The organism is Chryseobacterium electrogenes (assembly GCF_053553015.1).
The window spans coordinates 2,074,091-2,092,423 of the sequence record NZ_JBNPPB010000002.1 but is presented as its reverse complement, the minus strand read 5'-3'; the positions used below and the strand labels follow the sequence as shown (position 1 = coordinate 2,092,423).

Here is an 18,333-nt window from a genome sequence, read left to right as displayed (position 1 = left end):
CATCTTGAATCCGAAATCTTAAATCTTAAAAAAATGATTATAAAACAGTCTGAACTTATAGACGGAAAAAATATACAAATTACCGGTTCGAAAAGTATTTCGAACCGTCTTTTGATTTTAGCGCACTTATTCGGGAATATCGATATGATTAATTTATCCAATTCTCAGGATACAACTTTATTAAAAAAAGCTATCGAAAGCGATGCTGACGTTATCGATATTCATCATGCAGGTACGGCGATGCGTTTTCTAGCATCTTACCTTGCGATACAAGAAGGAAGAAGGACTGTATTAACGGGTTCTGATCGTATGAAGCAACGCCCTATAAAAGCTTTGGTAGATGCGCTTAGAGATCTTGGTGCAGATATTACTTATCTAGAAAATGAAGGTTATCCGCCTCTTAAAATTGTTGGTAAAAAGCTAACTAAAAACGAGGTAAATATCCCAGCAGATGTTTCTAGTCAATTTATCACATCTTTGGTATTAATTGGAGGGAAATTAGAAAATGGATTAACCATTCATCTGGATAATGAAGTAACCTCAAAGCCTTATCTAGAAATGACTTTAACCATGTTGGGTAGTATTGGGATTAATGCTAAATACCAAGATAATAGTATTTTTATAGAATCACATTCTGGCTCGTTGCGCACTAATCATTATGAGGTAGAAAGCGATTGGTCATCTGCATCTTACTTTTATTCTTTAGCAGCAATTGGTAGAAAAATTGTTAGCCTGAAAAGCTACAAAACGCTTTCGCTACAAGGCGATAGCGTGATTAAAGAAATCTATTGGAAATACTTCGGAATTAACACATTGTCTGATTTTGCGGATAATAGCATTACATTAATGCCAGAAAATAACTTTGAGAGCCCAGAAAAAATAATTTTGGACATGAATGATTGTCCAGATATTGCCCAAACGCTTTGTGTGACGGCATCTGTCTTGAAATTTCCGTTTGAGATTTCTGGATTAAAAACCTTGAAGGTTAAAGAAACAGATCGATTGGTTGCTTTGCAAAATGAACTAAAAAAAATGGGCGTAGCAACAATTATCACCAATGATACAATAGAATCAGTAAGTTTTGGGGAAGCAGATCAGCATATCCAAATCGAAACTTATAACGATCACCGTATGGCAATGGCTTTTGCGCCAGTTGCTTTGGTTAGTGATATCGAAATTTTAGATGAAAATGTAGTCGAAAAATCTTATCCCGAATTTTGGGATGATTTTGATAGTGTTACAGAAATCAAATCGTAGAACAAAAGTAGAAATCTAGCAATAGTAGCCCCGATGGAAGCGGCATCCTTTTTTTAGCTGGGCTCCTTGACAAGCTCAAAGTGAAAGCGTTGGCAGAAAAAGATACAGCGGACAGCGGGACTTATTGTCTTAGAATACATAATTTTTATTGCTCCTTAAAAAAGAAATGTCAAAAGTATATATCATCACAGGCAGCTCAACGGGCATTGGTTGGGCACTAGCAGAATATTTTGGTAAGCAAGGTCATAAAGTCTATGGGCTGAGCAGAAAGTTAACAGAAAGCTCTTTCTTTACTTGTATACCGACGGATGTTACCAAGAAAGAACACGTAGATAAAGCAATTGCAGAGATTTTGGCGAAAGAAAGTAGAATTGATGTTCTTATCAACAATGCCGGAATGGGAATGGTTGGCGCTGTAGAAGATTCTACGCAAGAAGATATTCTTAACCTTTTTAATCTTAATCTGGTAGGAACGGTGCAGATGATGAGTGGCGTTTTGCCAACGATGAGAGGGCAAAAGATGGGTCAGATAATCAATATTTCTAGTATTGGTAGTGAGATGGGTTTACCGTTCCGAGGCTTTTATTCGGCGTCAAAATCCGCGGTAGATAAAGTGACAGAAGCCATGCGTTATGAGGTTGATCAATGGAATATTGAGGTGTGCAGCCTCCATCTTGGTGATATCAAAACTAATATCGCAGATAACAGAATTAAAACTGAAGTATCTGCGCCATACAAAAGTATTTTTGAGAAAGTCTATGCTTTGATGAACGCCCATGTGGATAAAGGTAACGATCCGCAAGAGGTTGTGGATTATATAGAAAAGCTACTTCTCAAGAAAAAATGGAAAGCGCATTATTATTTTGGGGCATTCGGGCAGAAGATTGGTGTACCTCTCAAGTGGATCTTGCCACAGAAAGTCTATGAGAATCTAATGAAGAAATATAATAATCTTAAGTGATTTCTGTTATTCTAATGTCTGGAAAATGCACTATTGAAGAAGTTTTGGTACATATTTTTAATTTTAATCTCTGTTGTAGTTAATGCTCAGAAACATGAGTATTGGCTTATTGACAAAGATTCTAAAGAGAAAAATGTCGTCCAGGATTCTGTTAAAGCGGTTAAGTTTTTAGATAGTTTATCTCAATCATCTTATTTCTATGCCAGCTTAAAATCAGTTAACAAACTTAATAATCATACCGAAATTATCTATGATAAAGGGCCTAACTTTAATCAAGCTCGGGTAAGATTTTCGGATTCTTTGGTTAAAGATCTCGGATTGCCTAAAGAAATTTTTGTAAAAAATCTTGATTCTCTTCGGCAAAAAATTAATCAGAAATACCGTGATAAAGGTTTTGCCTTTAACAGAGTGAAAACCAAATTTATCAAAATGAATGATAAAGTGCCGGAGATTAATATCTCTGTTGTGCCAGCATCCCAAAGAAAAATTAATGGTTTTGTACTGAAAGGTTATGATAATGTGCCAAGAAAATTTGTGAAAAACTTGGAGAAAGCCTACCTCGGAAAGACTTATGATGATAAAAATTTGGTAGCTATTAATAACAGTTTGGTAGGTCATCCTTTTATCACTTTAGAAAATCCTCCTCAGACTTTGTTCACCAAAGATTCTACACAAGTTTACCTATTTATGCAAAAGCGAAAAACCAATAGTTTTGACGGTATGGTTGGCTTTGGGAATGATAAAACAGAAAAATTTACGGTTAACGGTACGCTTAATGTGGCGCTGAGAAACATGTTTAATAGTTTCGAAAGTATTGCCCTCTATTGGCAACGTAATCCAGATAAAGGACAGACTTTTGACCTTCAGGCGGATGTTCCTTATACTTTTAATAGCAATGTTGGGGTTAATCTTAATGTTAATATTTATCGACAAGATTCTACTTTCGCTAACGTAAAATTCCGTCCGTCTTTGTATTATCATCTTTCTGAAAAGCAAAAAATTGGTCTTCGTGGTACTTTTGAAACCTCGGCAGTTTTGGACTCTTTATATTCACAAGCTGTAGACTTTCGTAAGCAAGGTGTTGGATTATGGTATCAATATCAGAGCGGAAGTGATGTCGCCTTGTTTCTTCATAAGACTAACATCCGCGTAGAAGCTGACTTTCTTAAAACGACTTATGACAAGACTAATGAGAATGTTAATCAACTGAAATATTTTATTTCTGGCGAACATAATTTTCATATTAATGGCAATCATTACCTTAATATAAGGGGAGAATCTGCTTTAATGAGCTCCAAAAAAGAATTATCCATTAATGAGCTTTTGCGCTTCGGTGGGTGGAATTCTTTTCGGGGTTTTAACGAGTTGAGTTTGATAAGTGACTTTTATGCTTATGGCGGTGCAGAATACCGTTACCTTGTCAACGATCAGGCATTTTTTGATATTTTTGCGCAGTATGGACATATGAGCAATAAGTCTCTTAATATTAATCCAAGCTTGTACAGTTTGGGTTTAGGTTTCAATTTCTTTTTACCAATTGGGCTTATGAGTTTCCAGATTTCTAATGGAAATCAATTTGGAAATCCGTTTAAATTTAACGAAACCAAAATCCATTGGGGTATTGTTAGTCGGTTCTAAAAAATAAAAAACCTGCAAAATTTCTTCCGCAGGCATTACCAAAATTCTAGACTACAAAATGACGTCTAATGGTTATTAGTTTTGGGTTTTTGGTTATTAGTTTTATTTTTAATCATATTTAATTTATACAAGATCAATTTTATCTATAATATTTTAATAACGGTATATTAATGATATATTTTTCGCTTTGTCATTTTATTTATATTACTGAGGGTGCAAATTTGGGCTAATTATTATATTTTTCCTATTTTTGCGCGAGTAGTATTTGGGTAGTTTATGATACTACCTAGCGGGTAGTTGGTTAATTATCTGTAAATAAATAGATTAGTATTTTTTTATTCTTGAAAAGTTGAATATGAGTAAATCATTATTATTTTTTTTTGGTCTATTATTTCAGTTTAGTTTTTGTCAAACTATTAATTCTGAAAGGCTCAATACAGAGATTGCTAACTTTAATGACAATTACCAATATCAAAAATCTATTATAAGGCTAGAAGAGATTATTAATAATAAAAGATCTACAGCTTATGATCGCTATAATGCATACTTACAAAAGTCTTTAACCTATAAAAGATTATTTAATTATCCAGAGGTTTTAGAGAATCTTAATTTGGCATTAGAAGTGTCCGAAAATCAAAATTTTCACGAGGAAGCAGAAGTTAGAGTTCTTACAGAGCAGATGTTTGTAGAATTTGACTCTAGAAAATATGAAGAAGCTAGAAAATTAATTAGCATTTTACAGCTTAAGAACACCAATCTTTTGCGCGGAGAGACGCAGGCTTTCTATCTTGGAGCCATAGCGGTGATGGATATTTTTGACAAAAAATATGACCAAGCACAATTAACGCTTGACGATGCTATTGCTATTTTGAAAAGTGAAAATCCCAAACACCTACCGTTGATCTACAGTAAAATGATTGGGATTGCAGAGCATCTTCGGGATGAGGAATTGGCGATTAAAGCTTTCGAAGAAGGTATTTTTTATGCTAATAAATATAAGTTAGATCTCTATCGTATTTCTCTCTATTTTACAATGAGTCATTTTTATTTTACAATAGAAGATTATAAGAATGCTTACATATATCAGAGCAAAGGGAGTGATGTTTCCTCCAGATATAATGCTGCTTTTCGCAATGGTCAATTAACGGTTTTAGAAAAAAGTATCATACAGAAAAGAAATAATGTAGAGATAGATTACCAACGAAAGTTAAAATATGCACTCGGATTTTCTAGTTTTATTCTATTGGCATTTTTAATTGTGGTCATCAAGCTTTACAAAGCTAATCGTCAGAAAGGCCTCCTTATCGAAAGAGAAAATGTCAGAATGAGGATAGAGTTAGAAACATTAGCCAAAGAAATAGATGATACAGGAGAAGAAAAACTTCAGACCGAAGATTTCGATTTAACAGAAAGACAATTAGAAATTATAAAGTTGGTAAGAGAAGGCAAGACTAATAAGGAAATAGGAACAGAACTTTTTATTTCAGAAAACACCGTAAAATACCATCTTAAGATCATTTATAATGTTCTGGGCATAGAAAACCGCTGGGATCTCAAACCTTAATTATAGGAGCTATTTAACCCAATTAATTTTTTTGGAGCAATTCCTGCTGTCCACTATATCTTTTTTGCCAACGCTTTCACTCTGAGCCTGTCCAAGAGTCCAGCCACAAAAAAAGGATGCCGTTTCCATCAGGGCTATGAGATTGATTTTGTAAAGCGATTGAGTATTAATAAATTAATTTTAGTTAATATCAATCAGATAATTTTTAATTTTCCGTAAAAAGTTATAATTTTGCCAAGAAAGTAAAAATGTCTATTCATAACAAAATTGTAGAAACGGCTATCACTTTCGATGACGTTCTTCTCGTCCCTTCTTACTCAGAAGTTTTACCTAATCAGGTTTCTCTCAAATCAAGACTTACCGACAAAATTACGCTTAATACACCCATTGTTTCCGCAGCGATGGATACTGTGACAGAAGCAGATTTGGCAATTGCTATTGCAAGAGTTGGTGGTTTGGGATTCATCCATAAAAACATGACTATTGCAGAGCAAGCCTCGCAAGTTAACCGTGTAAAAAGATCAGAAAACGGAATGATTTCTGATCCCGTAACTTTATCTAAAGACCATACTTTAGAACAAGCCAAAGATCTAATGGCTAGATATAAGATATCAGGTCTGCCAGTTGTAGACGCTGATAATGTATTGATTGGGATTATCACTAATCGTGATGTAAAATATCAGGAGAATCTAGGATTAAAGGTAGAAGATCTTATGACCAAAGATAATCTTATCACTTCTGATAAAGATACTAATCTAGAAAAAGCTAAAGAAATTCTTCTTAAAAGCCGTGTAGAAAAATTGCCAATCGTTGATAAAAAGAACAAATTAGTTGGACTAATTACTATTAAAGATATCGACAATCAATTAGAATATCCTAATGCTAATAAAGATGCTAAAGGAAGACTTATTGTAGGTGCAGGAGTAGGTGTTGGAGAAGATACTATGGACAGGATTAAAGCATTGGTTGCTGCTGGTGTAGATATCGTTGCAATAGATTCTGCACATGGACATTCTAAAGGTGTATTGGATAAAATTTCAGAAATCAGATCAACATACCCAGAGTTAGATATCGTTGGTGGTAATATCGTTACAGCAGATGCCGCTAAAGATCTTATTAAAGCCGGCGCTAATGTATTAAAAGTAGGTGTTGGTCCAGGATCTATCTGTACTACAAGAGTAGTTGCAGGTGTTGGTGTGCCTCAGCTTTCTGCTATCTATAATGTTTATGAATATGCCAAAAAGAAAAATGTGGCTGTTATTGCAGATGGTGGGATTAAGCTGTCTGGTGATATTGTAAAAGCTATTGCTAGTGGTGCTGGAGCAGTTATGTTGGGTTCACTTTTAGCAGGAACTGAAGAAGCGCCTGGGGAAGAAATTATTTTCCAAGGAAGAACTTTTAAGTCTTATCAAGGTATGGGAAGTCTTTCTGCGATGAAACGTGGCGGTAAAGAGCGTTATTTCCAAAGTGAAGCTAAGAAATTTGTCCCAGAAGGTATCGAAGGACGTGTACCTTACAAAGGGAAATTGGAAGATGTGATTTTCCAGTTAACGGGAGGTCTTAGAGCTGGGATGGGCTATTGCGGCGCAAAAGACATCGAGGCTTTACAGAAAGATACTAAAATGGTAATGATTACTGGCAGCGGCTTGAAAGAATCTCATCCACACGATGTGATTATCACGCAAGAAGCACCTAATTATTCTTTATAAAAACTCAAAGAAGCTGTTCTATTAGAACAGCTTCTTTTTTTTTTGCTATAAACAATTTAAACAAAAAAGGAATTTATTTTTTAATAAACTTGAACTCTCTTTTACCTTCATCTTTCGATGTGATATACAAGATGTAAGTTCCGGGATTTAATTGAGAAACATTAATTTTAGAACTAAAGTTTTCGGATTGGATAAGTTGCCCAGACATGGTGTAAATCATAATTTTTTCTCCATTTTGGATGCCAGAAATATTAATAATGCTAGTCACGGGATTAGGAAAAAGCTGAATTTTACCTTTGTCAAGATCATTAACTGCTAAAGTTGTGGTATGTACATCACCGGTCATATTGGTATTTGTAGGGCTTAGGTTACCACCACATTTAGATTCTGTAATGCTTTTGTTTTCTTCCCAAATTCCGATAGCAGGACTTGGGGGATTGCTGGCATTATTATTTCCCTTGGAGTTATAAAAAACGAGATAAGGATTGATGAAATCTCCATTTCCAGAATCTGCTAAAAATTCCCATCTCTTTAGAGTATTATTCCATTGGATTTTGAACTCGCAAGTGCCAAGACCACTACAACTTTGTTCTCCATCCACAGGTGTAGTGATATAGACTCCTTTGCCTTGTGCATCTGTCTCGGTTTTGGTAAAGATATAATTGTTGTCGTCAAATAGATTAGGACAACCATTAAAGTTAATCGTTTGCGCATTGGTATTAATTAACATTAATGATAATGCGAAAATTGAATATAATTTTTTCATAATCTTGGTTGTTAGTTTCGTGATGGGTATCTGCCTTCTAATGCTATAATACACTTAAAGGTAATGTAGGGCTGTATATTATTGTGCGATTGATTTCCTCCAGTTGGATTAACAACGTTAGGATTCATAGTTACTAGGTTTTCCGTAGTAAAATTTGCATACTCCTTGTCCAATACTTTGGTGTCAGCAGGTAAGTTGCCTGTTGGAGAGTTTTTGTTTCCAACCGAAGATACGGCATTAACAGTGTGGGTATGAGCTGGCATTTCATTAGTTGTTAATGTATGGGATTCTGTTCCACCAATTACTCCTCGTTTATAGGTGGCATCATCATCTCCAATTAAAACTCTATTTTGGATATTAGGTAATGCAAAAGTTGTTAAGCCATTACCACCATAAGTTGTTCCTAATAGAGAAAATAATGCTTGATTTTGATTTATTGATAATTCTTGACCATTGCAATCTGCCCATCCTTTTGGAGCAAAGGTGAAAGAAACATAAAGCATCTGTCCTAAATATGGTTCGAAAGCTTGTCCCTTAATTTTCAGAGAACTCATTCCCAAAATCATAAAGAGTAATAATGTATAATTTTTCATTTTTTTTAATTTTATGTTTAATTTTTTGGAGGAAAATTCCCGTGTAGTGAGATAATACACTTGAGAGCGGCGTACGGCTGCATGTTATTGTGTGGTATATCACTTCCTGTTACTCCAATCATGTTTTGACTCATAGTGGTATTAGTAGGTGCGTCAGAGTATTCAGGATCTTGTACTTTAGTATCTGCGTAAAAATTATTGGTTGGCAGATGATCATTTCCTTCTATTTTAACGGCATTCACGGTGTGGGTATGCGTAGGTAATTCTGAGGGTTTGAGAGTCACACTAGATTCACCATTCTTATTTCCTATTGGATATTTTTGGCTAGCACCTATTATAGTTCTGCCTTGCATATCAGGTAATGCAAATGTAGTCGTGCCGTTACCCCCAAACTGAGTACCTAGTAAAGAAAATAAATTGGAGTTTTGAGCTATGGATAACAATTGTCCATTACACTGTGCCCAACCATAAGGAGCAAAATCATAGGGTACCCACATAATTTGACCTAGATAAGGATTATACGCTTGTGCTGATGTTTTAATAAATAATGTAAGGAAGAGAGCTGCTGATAGTATTTTTAATTTTTGCATAATTTTATCTTTATTTACTTATGGGTGGCTAGGATATATTCCAGACATAGAAATAATACATCTCAGTGCTAATGTTGGCATCATATTATTATGCGGGGAGTTACCACCAGCCATATTAAGCATTGTAGGTTTCATCGTTGTTTTAGACGCTGTATCTGTTGTATTAGAGTATTCTTTGTCTAAGGCTTTGGTATTAGCAGGTATACCGTTGGTTGGAGAATTCTGAGTGCCTACAGATGTCGTAGCTCTTACAGGGTGGGTATGAGATGGCATTTGATTAGTTGTTAAAGTAACACTTTCTGTACCTCCAGTTTGTCCTAGTTGATATGTGCTTAGGTTTTTGCTTGTGCCGTCATCTATAATCACTCTGCCTTGGGCATTAGGTAGTGCAAATGTTGTCTGTCCGTCACCGCCGTAAGTGGTGCCAATTAAGGAGTATAGAGCCTCGTTTCCAGAAATTTTTATTAATGACCCGTCACAATCATGCCAGGTAGATGGTGTAAAATTGTAAGGGACAAACATAATCTGACCAAGAAATTGATCCTGAGCAATGGCGAGGCTCGGGAAAAAAAATAAAAGAGAAAGCAGTTTTATTGTTTTCATAAACATAATGATATTATAATATCAAAATTAGATTAATATAACCTTTTGTAAAGAAAAATAGGGGTGGACAAATGGGGGACAAATGATTTTACAAATAAGTAATGCTGATAATCAAAGTGTTGAATTTTTATAAAATAAGTTGAAACTAAATATCAAATATTTTAAGTAAAATATGCTAAAGTTTAGGCTTATATTTTAACTAAATAAATGATAATAAAAAGCAAAAAAAATCTCCAAACTCATTGTTATAAATGAATTTGGAGATTTATAATTTTAAAATCTATAAAATTATAATCGCTTATTATCCTTCAATAAGTTCTTGTAATTCCATCCAACGCATCTCATAATTTTCTAGTTTGTTAGATAGTTGCTCTAGCTCAGCAGAGAGCACGGCAATTTTTTCGTAATCCGCTTCGTTGTTGAGTTGTTCTAGGATTTTGTTCCTTTTTTGCTCTAGATCGGGCATTTCTTTTTCTAAATTTTCTAGCTCGCGTTGCTCTTTGTAAGAGATTTTTTTCTTGGCAATTGTTGGTTTTGGCGCTTCTACTTTTGGCGTTTCGGTAATGATAGGTTTAGCAACTTCTTTTTGTTGGTTTTTTTCATCTTTGGATTTCTTTTCGTATTCTCTATACTCAGTGAAATTACCTACAAAGTTTTTAATTTTTCCTTCACCTTCAAAAGCCAAAATATGATCCACAATACGATCCATAAAATAACGGTCGTGAGAAACGATGATTAACGTCCCTTGGAACTGTTGCAGGAAGTTTTCCAGAACTGTTAGAGTAGGAAGGTCAAGATCATTGGTTGGTTCATCAAATATCAAAAAGTTAGGGTTTTTGTACAAAACATACATCAAGTGAAGTCGTCTTTTTTCGCCGCCCGATAATTTTGAAATTGGAGAATATTGCGTCTGATCATCAAACAAGAATAATCTTAAAAACTGTGATGCAGAAAGGCTTCTACCGTTAGCTAACGGATAATGTTCTGCAATATCTTTAATAAAATCAATCACGCGTTCGTTCTCTTTATAGACTAATCCTTTTTGAGAAAAATACCCGAAAGAGATGGTTTCTCCCGTTTCTATTTCGCCACCGTCATATTTCTCTAAGCCTTGGATAATATTAAGAAGGGTAGATTTTCCGGCGCCATTTTTTCCAACAATACCGACTTTCTCACCACGCTGAAATTGATAACTAAAATCCTTTAATAATAACTTATCGCCGTAGCTTTTGCTAATGTTTTTTAACTCTAAAATTTTATTCCCAAGACGTTTCATCTCAAATTCTAGTTCTAGAGCTTGCTTGCGAGTATCAGTTTTTGCAACTTTTTCAGTTTCGTAGAAGTCATCAATTCTACTTTTAGATTTGGTTGTTCTTGCTTTGGGTTGTCTGCGCATCCACTCCAATTCTTTGCGATAAAGGTTGTTAGCCTTGTCTATGGTAGAGTTGAGGTTGTCTTCTCTAATCATCTTATTTTCTAGATAAGTGGCGTAAGAACCGCTGTGCAGAAAGAGTTTTTGGTCTTCCATTTCCCAGATAATGTCACAGACGCTGTCTAAGAAATAACGGTCGTGCGTTACGAGAAGCAAGGTGATTTTGGCTTTGCTGAGGTAGTTTTCTAACCATTCCACCATTTCTACATCAAGGTGATTGGTAGGCTCATCCATAATGAGAAGTGTGTGGCGATGTTCTGCTCTGGTTTCTGTTAATAATTTTGCTAATGCAACACGTTTTATTTGTCCGCCAGAAAGCGTACCCATTTTGGCTTCTAAGTCAGTAATTTTAAGCTGAGATAAGATCTGTCTCATTTCATTTTCTAGATCCCAAGCTTTGTGTACTTCCATGTCTATCAATGCTTTTTCTATAAAATCATTGTCTGTAGAAAGTAGTGATAGATGATAATTTTTTAATGCTAAAATCGGTGCCGAATCTAAGGTCATCATAAATTCTTCGATATTGATATTAGGATCAAAATCTATTTCTTGGTCAAAAAGAACTACTTGGATATCTTTATTAATGATTGCGTTGCCGCTGTCCGCGATTTCTTTGCCCATCAATATTTTTAGAAGAGTAGATTTTCCGCTTCCGTTTTTGGCAACAATAGCGATCTTATCGCCCTCGTTAATATGGAAGGTAATATCTTGAAACAAAACCTTTATGCCATAAGATTTGGTTAGGTTTTCTGCGGTAACGTAATTCATTAGAGAATTTTTAGGTTAAATTTTATCCCGCGAAAATACGAAAATTAAACGGTTGTCTTAAGTGATGCTTTATGACATATTTATAAAAGCCGTGTTATGTTATAGGGTTCTAAAAAAAGATAAAAAGTATAATAAGTGAAAAGCGGGTTAATACTTGCTAATTTATGTTAATAGTAAGTTAATCATTGTGGCTCGTCTCAAGAATTTACTATCTTAGAATTATCAAATCTGATGTTATGAGAAAGATGATCTGTTATGGGGAAGTTCTGTGGGATATTTTTCCGAATAATAAAATAGCTGGAGGTGCCCCTTTGAATGTAGCTGCTCGCTTATCTTCTTTTGGGGTATCAAGTAGGATTATTTCTAAAATAGGAAATGATGCCTCTGGTAGAGAGTTATTAAGATGTATTCAGAATAGTAATCTGACGGGTGTTTTTGTTGAGATAGATGCTAATTATGCAACTGGTGAAGCTAGAATTATTACTGATGTAGAAGATGACATTATTTATGATATAGCTTATCCTGCCGCATGGGATAAGATTCTTCCTAATCCAGTGACAGAAGAAGCTGTGAAGAATGCCGATGTCTTTATTTTTGGGTCTTTGGCGACTCGCGATGAAGTAACGAGAAATACTTTATTTCATTTTCTTGACATGGCAAAATATAAAGTATTTGATGCTAATGTCAGAAAGCCTTATTGCGACATAGATATGGTTTTTTCTTTGATGAAAAAAGCAGATTTTATAAAAATGAACGATGAAGAATTACTTTATATTACCAAAGCTTTGGGCTCAGAAGCTGATGCTTTAGAGATTAATATATTGTTTTTATCGGAGATTACAGAGACCGAGGATATTTGTATTACGAGAGGTCATGATGGAGCTGTATTACTAACAGGAGAAAATTTTTATTCTCATCCAGGTTTCTCTGTAGATGTTGTAGATGCTGTAGGCTCGGGCGATAGTTTTTTGGCAGCCTTGCTTTCTAAGTTTTTCGAGACAGATAATTATGAGCAATTGTTAGAATTTGCTTGTGCTGTTGGTGCAATAGTTTCTACTAAGAAAGGAGCTGTTGGGAAAATAGAGTTTCATGAAATAGAAAATTTAATCCAAGGTCAACTGCTTTAATGACCAATAACTGCCGTTGTAGATATTAAGGTCAACTTTGACGTTAATGCCATATGCTATTCCTTTTTCTGAAAATTGCCAAAATAACCAATTCTCTTCTGGGGAAGGAGCAGGGACGTCATTGTAGTTGGCAAGCCACAAAGGATATTCTGAAAAGTCATCTTTTAGCACATCTTTATAATAATGATAGTAGGTGTAGATAATAGGTTTAGTGCCGTAGGTTGCTTCCATTATTTTTAGCCAGACTTTAAGATCTTCTACCAATTGTTTTTTTGATTTTAGACGAGGAAGTTTTTCTATATCCAAAACAGGCGGTAGATCTCCGGACTCTAACTTTACAGTTGCCAGAAAAGAGTTGGCTTGTTTTATAGGATCTTCATCTGGGCGAAAGAAGTGATAAGCGCCTCTAAGTAAGCCATGTTGCTTTGAAGTTGTCCAAAAATGATCAAAATTTTTGTCCGTTTTCTTGTTTCCCATAGTTGCTCGCAATAAAACAAATTTTAGAGGAATTGCTCTATTGCCAATACTTAGACTATCCCATTTTATATCTTCTTTGTTTTGATAATGAGAAATGTCAAAGCCAAATGTTTTAGTCGCATAACCTCCAATAATTCTATTAATTCTTGCCTCCTCGTCTTCAGTGTTTTTAAGCTTTTTATGCTCGAAGCGATCGAAGTATGATGCATAATAAAAAATAATTGTCTCTTTGAGATAATAACCTGTTCCCAATAAACCAAGCACTAAAATACCCAACAATATCCATCTTTTTTTGAGATAGTTTTTCTTTCTTTGTTGATGTCTTTTATGAGTTGTTTTTTTTCTAACAGGTTTTCTGGGCATAGTTGCAAAATTACGAAAAGACTTTTTGTTGATAAGCTTTAATTATTGAAAATCAATTAACAGAAAGTATTTTTTGAGAGGACTGATTAATTAGGAAATGGTCACCAGAAGTTTTACTCCATAACGCTTTAGCTAAGGGGCTTTGCTCTGAAATGATAAAGATTTTTTGATTGTCAAATGTGATTTCTCCCAGCGAAGTTGCAATAAAGAAAATAGCTTTTTCTGTTGTAACAATAGTACCTAGAGAGACGTTTTTCTTAAGGAGGGTTGGTACTTTTTTCAAGACTTGTAATTGATTATTAACTTCATTAAGTTGCTTTTGGAGATTGTTGATTTCTTGTTGTAACATTTCTCTTCCAGTTTCATATTTGTCGCCCATGCTACTTTTAGTATCATTATTAGAGGCTCTAGTTTCTTCAATTAGGTTGTGGAAAGCATTGGCTTTTTCTTCTAATTTTAGTTGGATGAAGTTTATAAGTTTTGATTTGTCAATATCGATCATCATAATCAGAAAACGCCCTTTCGGGCGCTTATTTTTTTAAGAATTAAACTCTTTATCCCATTCTGTTGCGGCATCGCATAGCGTTTCATAAAACTCAGCACCATATTTTCTGGTCAAAGGTTCTTTCAAGAATTTATAAACTGGTACTTGCAGCTCTTTTCCTAGAGTACAAGCGTCGTCACAGATAGGCCACTCGTGATAATTGAGTGCAGAAAAAGTACGATATTCTGTTACTCGGATAGGGTATAGGTGACAAGAGATAGGCTTTTTCCAGTCGATAACGCCATCTTCGTAGGCTTTTTCTATGCCACATTTTGTCCAGCCTTTTTCGTCAAAGATAACATAAGCACATTCAGAATTATCTACCAATGGCGTAACAAGATCTCCCTCGAAATCTGTGATGTGCGTGCCTTGCTCTTCTATAGCTAATACGCCTTCTGGACGTAAGTAAGATTTTATTTTCGGGAAAATCTCTTCCAAAATAGGAAGCTCGCTTTTATCAAGTGGTGCGCCAGTGTCTCCGTCTACACAACATACGCCTTTACATTTTGAAAGGTTACATACAAATTCTTCAGAGAAAATATCTTCAGAAATTAGTTTATCATCAATCTGGATCATTATAAATTGAAATTAAAATAAGGTGAAATTTTATAAATTAAAAGGCAAAAGAAAATGAGCCATACGCCAGATTCTTGCATCCAATATTTAGGAAAAAACTTTAGCATCCTACTAAGAATTATACTTGCCGGAAGTGCTAAGAGTAATATATATTCGTGGTTTTTCCCCATATAAAGGACTATGCTTGTTAATTGTGCTATACTAAACATTAATAAGAAAGTGTACTTATATTTGCTACTAGGACTTTTTTCGTTAAAATGATTAAAGTGATCTATTATAGCATAGATTAGTAATAATACAATTGGAATCAAAAAATACAACGGAAAATAGTCTGTCAAGATTTTGAAATCTCTATTAAAAGGTAGATAATAAGGATTCCAGCTTCTGTAGTCAATAATATACATCAGTCCAAAATAGCTTAAACTGATTAATAAAGCTCCAAATATAAATCTAAAAAAATTAAGAGCAGCATTTCCTGATGTCACAAAAATATGTATCCCAACAAAAATAATCATTGGCCAACATTCTGGAGCAAAAAGAAAGTTAGTCGTTAACAAGGCGCCAACCAATAAGTAAGAACCTTTCCTTAATCTATCACTATTATCAGTTAATATAAACAACAAAAAAGAGTTGATAAGCAAGGTGACAGATAGCCCTAAGCCAATATTACCGGGATAAAAGGCAAAAACTAAAAATGTATATAAAAATAAAGGAAGATGTGTCTGATAATTAAGCGCAATTCTGTTAAACAAAAAATAGCCCAATGCAAATCCTGCAAAGGTAATTATAGTATTTCCTATGTCTAATGTATTGATGTCTAGTGTGTTGAATCCAATTATAATCAACAGTAGAAAACCAATATACACTGGAATCGAAAAAATATTGCTTTCTTTAGAAAGTAATCGAAACATTTTTTATAAATTTGTGCAAAGTTAATTTAAAAAAGGAAAAGCAATGACATCTTTTTGGTTGTTCTTAGGTAGTGTTTTCAAAGGGACCTTTGGTTTTTTTGATTTTGCAGGTAATTTTCTTAACTGGATACTATTTTTTGTAGCTAGTGGATTTTTCTGCTATTGGTGTTATATCTTGATTGTAACACTTGGAGGTGATAAGGATAAAAAATATCATTCTGAAACAGAAGGTAAATTCCCTTACTACGATCCTAAAATTTATAAAAACGAAGGTTAAATAAATTGATTATATAAAAAAGAAAAACCCGATTCTTTAGAGAGTCGGGTTTAACTTTTTATATAAAATTATTTATGACAAGGCACTACTAGGACAGGTATGTGTGATTTTTTGGTTAGATCTTTAGTTAAGCTCCCAATAAAAACATCATACATTCCACTTCGTCCGTGAGATCCCATTACAATGTAATCTGCATTTTTTTCTGTCGCGTACTCTAATATAACATCCGCTGCAATACCTTGCTTCAGGAGGTGATCAGCCTCAACACCTTGAGAAATAACGCGCTGTTCTAGGCGATTAAGCTCCTGTAACTCAAACTTAATTTCACTCTTTTCAAGCTCTGGGAAATATTGAAATCCCATATCGCCAACTATAAATCCTACGTCAGAAGGCGTTACATGGATCAAAGAAATTTTAGCATTAAGGTCTTTAGCAAAATTAACAGCATAATCTAGCAATGCATCTGTTTTGTCAGAAAAATCCAAAGGCAAAATAATCGTTTTCATAGCGTAACATTTTTTGAAATTAATAAATCACTTAGCGTGTATTAAAGATACAACAAAAATCTAGCCTTTCCATTAATTTGAGATTAATAATCATTAGGGCGGCATTTCGGGCTGTGCAGGGGTTTCGTCCCAAAAAAAGCCAGACACCATAATGTCCAGCTTCTATTTTTTTGTGACCGCTCGCTTCGCTCGCGCCCTTACCATCCCGGCCGCGCTGCGCAAAGAAGACCTATTACTGTATCCTTAGAGAGAATAGTTTTTTATCTTCGATATAAGCATCTAAGACATCGTTTTCTTTTACCTTTCCCACACCTTTTGGTGTTCCTGTAAAAATAATGTCGCCAATTCTCAAACTGAAATATTGAGAAGCAAACACAATAATATCATCAATATTGAAAATCATATCCTTAGTATTACCATCTTGTACAACTTGTTGATTAAGTTGCAGAGAGAAGCCAAGGTTTTCCAAATCAAATTGAGCCTTCGGGAAAAAGTCGCTGATTACTGCGGAGCCATCAAAACCTTTTGCTAATTCCCAAGGGAGACCTTTCGATTTCAATTCGGATTGTAGATCACGCGCCGTAAAGTCTATACCAAGTCCTATTTCTTCGTAATGTTTAGCGGCGTTTTCTTTTTGGATATACTTGCCACCTTTTGATATTTTAACCGCAACTTCCAGTTCATAATGGATGTCGTTAGAAAATTCGGGGATATAAAAATCAGTGTCACGCTTGAGTATTGCCGTATCAGGTTTTATAAAAATAACCGGATTTTCTGGGATTTCGTTACCTAATTCTTTGGCATGTTCGCTATAATTACGACCGATACATATAATTTTCATCTTTAGTTTTATTTAAAAATGGGTAGTTAGAATTTACTTAACAATTGGATTTTGGTCCAGATTTTTTTTGTGTACAGCGGGAAATCAGCATTCTGAAGCCATCCGTAATAACCAAGATCTTTCTGGAAAACGCTTTTTACCGTCTGACCTTTATATTTCCCAAAGTTGAATGTTTCTTCTTGCTTGTCATTATAACCGATAAAACCTGCAAGATCTGCATTTTTCTGATGGAAAGAATATTCGCTAAGTCCAGCAATATCGTTAGGTAGATCTTCATATTTGCCAACTTGAGCGTCTAATACTTCAAAGGTTGCTAAAGTATCCGCTTCTGCAGAGTGAGCGTTTTCTAAAGCTTTGTCGCAATAAAATTGATAAGCAGCGCTCAAAGTTCTTGGTTCTTTTTTGAAGAAAATCGTCTGTGCATCCACAAAACGATGCTTGCTAAGATCGAAATCTATCCCAGCTCTCAACATTTCTTCTGCCAAAACAGGAACGTCAAATCTGTTAGAGTTGAATCCTCCAAGGTCAGAATCCTTTATCATTTCCAAAACTTTAGAAGCAATTTCTTTAAAGCTTGGCGCATTCATCACGTCTTTGTCGTAGATGCCGTGCACAAGGCTAGATGCTTCTGGGATTGGCATTCCTGGGTTAACCAACCAAGTTTTGCTTTCTCTGGATGCGTCTGGGTTAACTTTTAAGATACAGATTTCTACAATCCTGTCAGACGAAACGTTAACGCCAGTGGTTTCTAAATCGAAAATACAAAGCGGTTTGTGAAGTTTAAGGTTCATTATTTTAATTTGATAATTTGAAAAATGGGGTAATGGGAT

General features: G+C 34.7%; 19 protein-coding genes. 7 read left to right on the top strand and 12 right to left on the bottom strand.

The window, feature by feature from the left end; translation table 11 throughout:
• Positions 1-33 precede the first annotated feature (33 nt).
• From ACQQ6V_RS09605 to guaB, 5 genes are all read left to right on the top strand, one after another.
• Positions 34-1,257 (top strand): 3-phosphoshikimate 1-carboxyvinyltransferase, encoded by a 1,224-nt coding sequence (locus ACQQ6V_RS09605; RefSeq protein ID WP_448845298.1) that lies wholly within the window; start codon positions 34-36, stop codon positions 1,255-1,257.
• Between the two features lie 166 nt (positions 1,258-1,423).
• Entirely contained in the window at positions 1,424-2,218 is a 795-nt protein-coding gene (locus ACQQ6V_RS09600) for an SDR family oxidoreductase (RefSeq protein WP_448845297.1), read from the top strand.
• Positions 2,219-2,251: 33 nt separating this feature from the next.
• Complete coding sequence (locus tag ACQQ6V_RS09595; RefSeq protein ID WP_448845296.1) at positions 2,252-3,856, top strand: BamA/TamA family outer membrane protein; 1,605 nt, start codon at positions 2,252-2,254, stop codon at positions 3,854-3,856.
• Positions 3,857-4,211: 355 nt separating this feature from the next.
• Positions 4,212-5,420 carry a response regulator transcription factor gene (locus ACQQ6V_RS09590; protein WP_448845295.1) on the top strand — a complete coding sequence of 403 codons (1,209 nt, stop codon included), beginning with the start codon at positions 4,212-4,214 and terminating at the stop codon, positions 5,418-5,420.
• A 248-nt stretch (positions 5,421-5,668) separates the two neighbouring features.
• Positions 5,669-7,129, top strand: a complete 1,461-nt coding sequence (gene guaB, locus ACQQ6V_RS09585) for an IMP dehydrogenase (protein WP_448845294.1) — start codon at positions 5,669-5,671, stop codon at positions 7,127-7,129.
• Between the two features lie 73 nt (positions 7,130-7,202).
• Here guaB and ACQQ6V_RS09580 read toward each other — a convergent pair whose 3' ends face one another.
• From ACQQ6V_RS09580 to ACQQ6V_RS09560, 5 genes are all read right to left on the bottom strand, one after another.
• A complete protein-coding gene (locus tag ACQQ6V_RS09580; protein ID WP_448845293.1) occupies positions 7,203-7,895 on the bottom strand; it encodes a T9SS type A sorting domain-containing protein in 693 nt (230 codons plus the stop codon).
• Positions 7,896-7,906: 11 nt separating this feature from the next.
• Entirely contained in the window at positions 7,907-8,488 is a 582-nt protein-coding gene (locus ACQQ6V_RS09575) for a phage tail protein (RefSeq protein WP_448845292.1), read from the bottom strand.
• 17 nt (positions 8,489-8,505) lie between these two features.
• Positions 8,506-8,985: a phage tail protein gene (locus tag ACQQ6V_RS09570; RefSeq protein ID WP_448845291.1), complete on the bottom strand. Its 480-nt coding sequence runs from the start codon at positions 8,983-8,985 to the stop codon at positions 8,506-8,508.
• A gap of 111 nt (positions 8,986-9,096) precedes the next feature.
• Entirely contained in the window at positions 9,097-9,681 is a 585-nt protein-coding gene (locus tag ACQQ6V_RS09565) for a phage tail protein (RefSeq protein WP_448845290.1), read from the bottom strand.
• 301 nt (positions 9,682-9,982) lie between these two features.
• The gene (locus ACQQ6V_RS09560) at positions 9,983-11,881 is read right to left on the bottom strand and encodes an ABC-F family ATP-binding cassette domain-containing protein (RefSeq protein ID WP_448845289.1); all 1,899 of its coding nucleotides are present in this window, start codon (positions 11,879-11,881) and stop codon (positions 9,983-9,985) included.
• Positions 11,882-12,117: 236 nt separating this feature from the next.
• Between ACQQ6V_RS09560 and ACQQ6V_RS09555 the strand changes: the two genes are divergently transcribed.
• The gene (locus ACQQ6V_RS09555; RefSeq protein WP_448845288.1) at positions 12,118-13,008 is read left to right on the top strand and encodes a carbohydrate kinase family protein; all 891 of its coding nucleotides are present in this window, start codon (positions 12,118-12,120) and stop codon (positions 13,006-13,008) included.
• On the opposite strand, the gene ACQQ6V_RS09550 is transcribed toward ACQQ6V_RS09555, so the two are convergent.
• Genes ACQQ6V_RS09550 through ACQQ6V_RS09535 form a run of 4 tightly spaced genes read right to left on the bottom strand, consistent with a single transcriptional unit; the run spans position 12,985 to position 15,879 of the window.
• Positions 12,985-13,848: a glycoside hydrolase family 25 protein gene (locus ACQQ6V_RS09550; RefSeq protein WP_448845287.1), complete on the bottom strand. Its 864-nt coding sequence runs from the start codon at positions 13,846-13,848 to the stop codon at positions 12,985-12,987. The genes ACQQ6V_RS09555 and ACQQ6V_RS09550 overlap by 24 nt on opposite strands.
• 52 nt (positions 13,849-13,900) lie before the next feature.
• Positions 13,901-14,353, bottom strand: coding sequence for a hypothetical protein (locus tag ACQQ6V_RS09545; protein ID WP_448845286.1), 453 nt, complete (start codon positions 14,351-14,353; stop codon positions 13,901-13,903).
• A gap of 33 nt (positions 14,354-14,386) precedes the next feature.
• Positions 14,387-14,968 (bottom strand): DUF3109 family protein, encoded by a 582-nt coding sequence (locus ACQQ6V_RS09540; protein WP_448845285.1) that lies wholly within the window; start codon positions 14,966-14,968, stop codon positions 14,387-14,389.
• Positions 14,968-15,879 (bottom strand): DUF6427 family protein, encoded by a 912-nt coding sequence (locus ACQQ6V_RS09535; RefSeq protein WP_448845284.1) that lies wholly within the window; start codon positions 15,877-15,879, stop codon positions 14,968-14,970. Before ACQQ6V_RS09535 ends, ACQQ6V_RS09540 begins: the two co-directional genes overlap by 1 nt.
• A 43-nt stretch (positions 15,880-15,922) precedes the next feature.
• Here ACQQ6V_RS09535 and ACQQ6V_RS09530 point away from each other — a divergent pair, with 43 nt between their 5' ends.
• A complete protein-coding gene (locus tag ACQQ6V_RS09530) occupies positions 15,923-16,156 on the top strand; it encodes a hypothetical protein (protein ID WP_448845283.1) in 234 nt (77 codons plus the stop codon).
• Between the two features lie 68 nt (positions 16,157-16,224).
• Here the strand turns inward: ACQQ6V_RS09530 and ACQQ6V_RS09525 are convergent, their stop codons facing one another.
• From ACQQ6V_RS09525 to ACQQ6V_RS09515, 3 genes are all read right to left on the bottom strand, one after another.
• The gene (locus ACQQ6V_RS09525; protein WP_448845282.1) at positions 16,225-16,662 is read right to left on the bottom strand and encodes a universal stress protein; all 438 of its coding nucleotides are present in this window, start codon (positions 16,660-16,662) and stop codon (positions 16,225-16,227) included.
• 232 nt (positions 16,663-16,894) lie between these two features.
• Positions 16,895-17,503: a fumarylacetoacetate hydrolase family protein gene (locus ACQQ6V_RS09520; protein WP_448845281.1), complete on the bottom strand. Its 609-nt coding sequence runs from the start codon at positions 17,501-17,503 to the stop codon at positions 16,895-16,897.
• 26 nt (positions 17,504-17,529) lie between these two features.
• Positions 17,530-18,294: an exonuclease domain-containing protein gene (locus ACQQ6V_RS09515; protein WP_448845280.1), complete on the bottom strand. Its 765-nt coding sequence runs from the start codon at positions 18,292-18,294 to the stop codon at positions 17,530-17,532.
• Positions 18,295-18,333 lie beyond the last annotated feature (39 nt).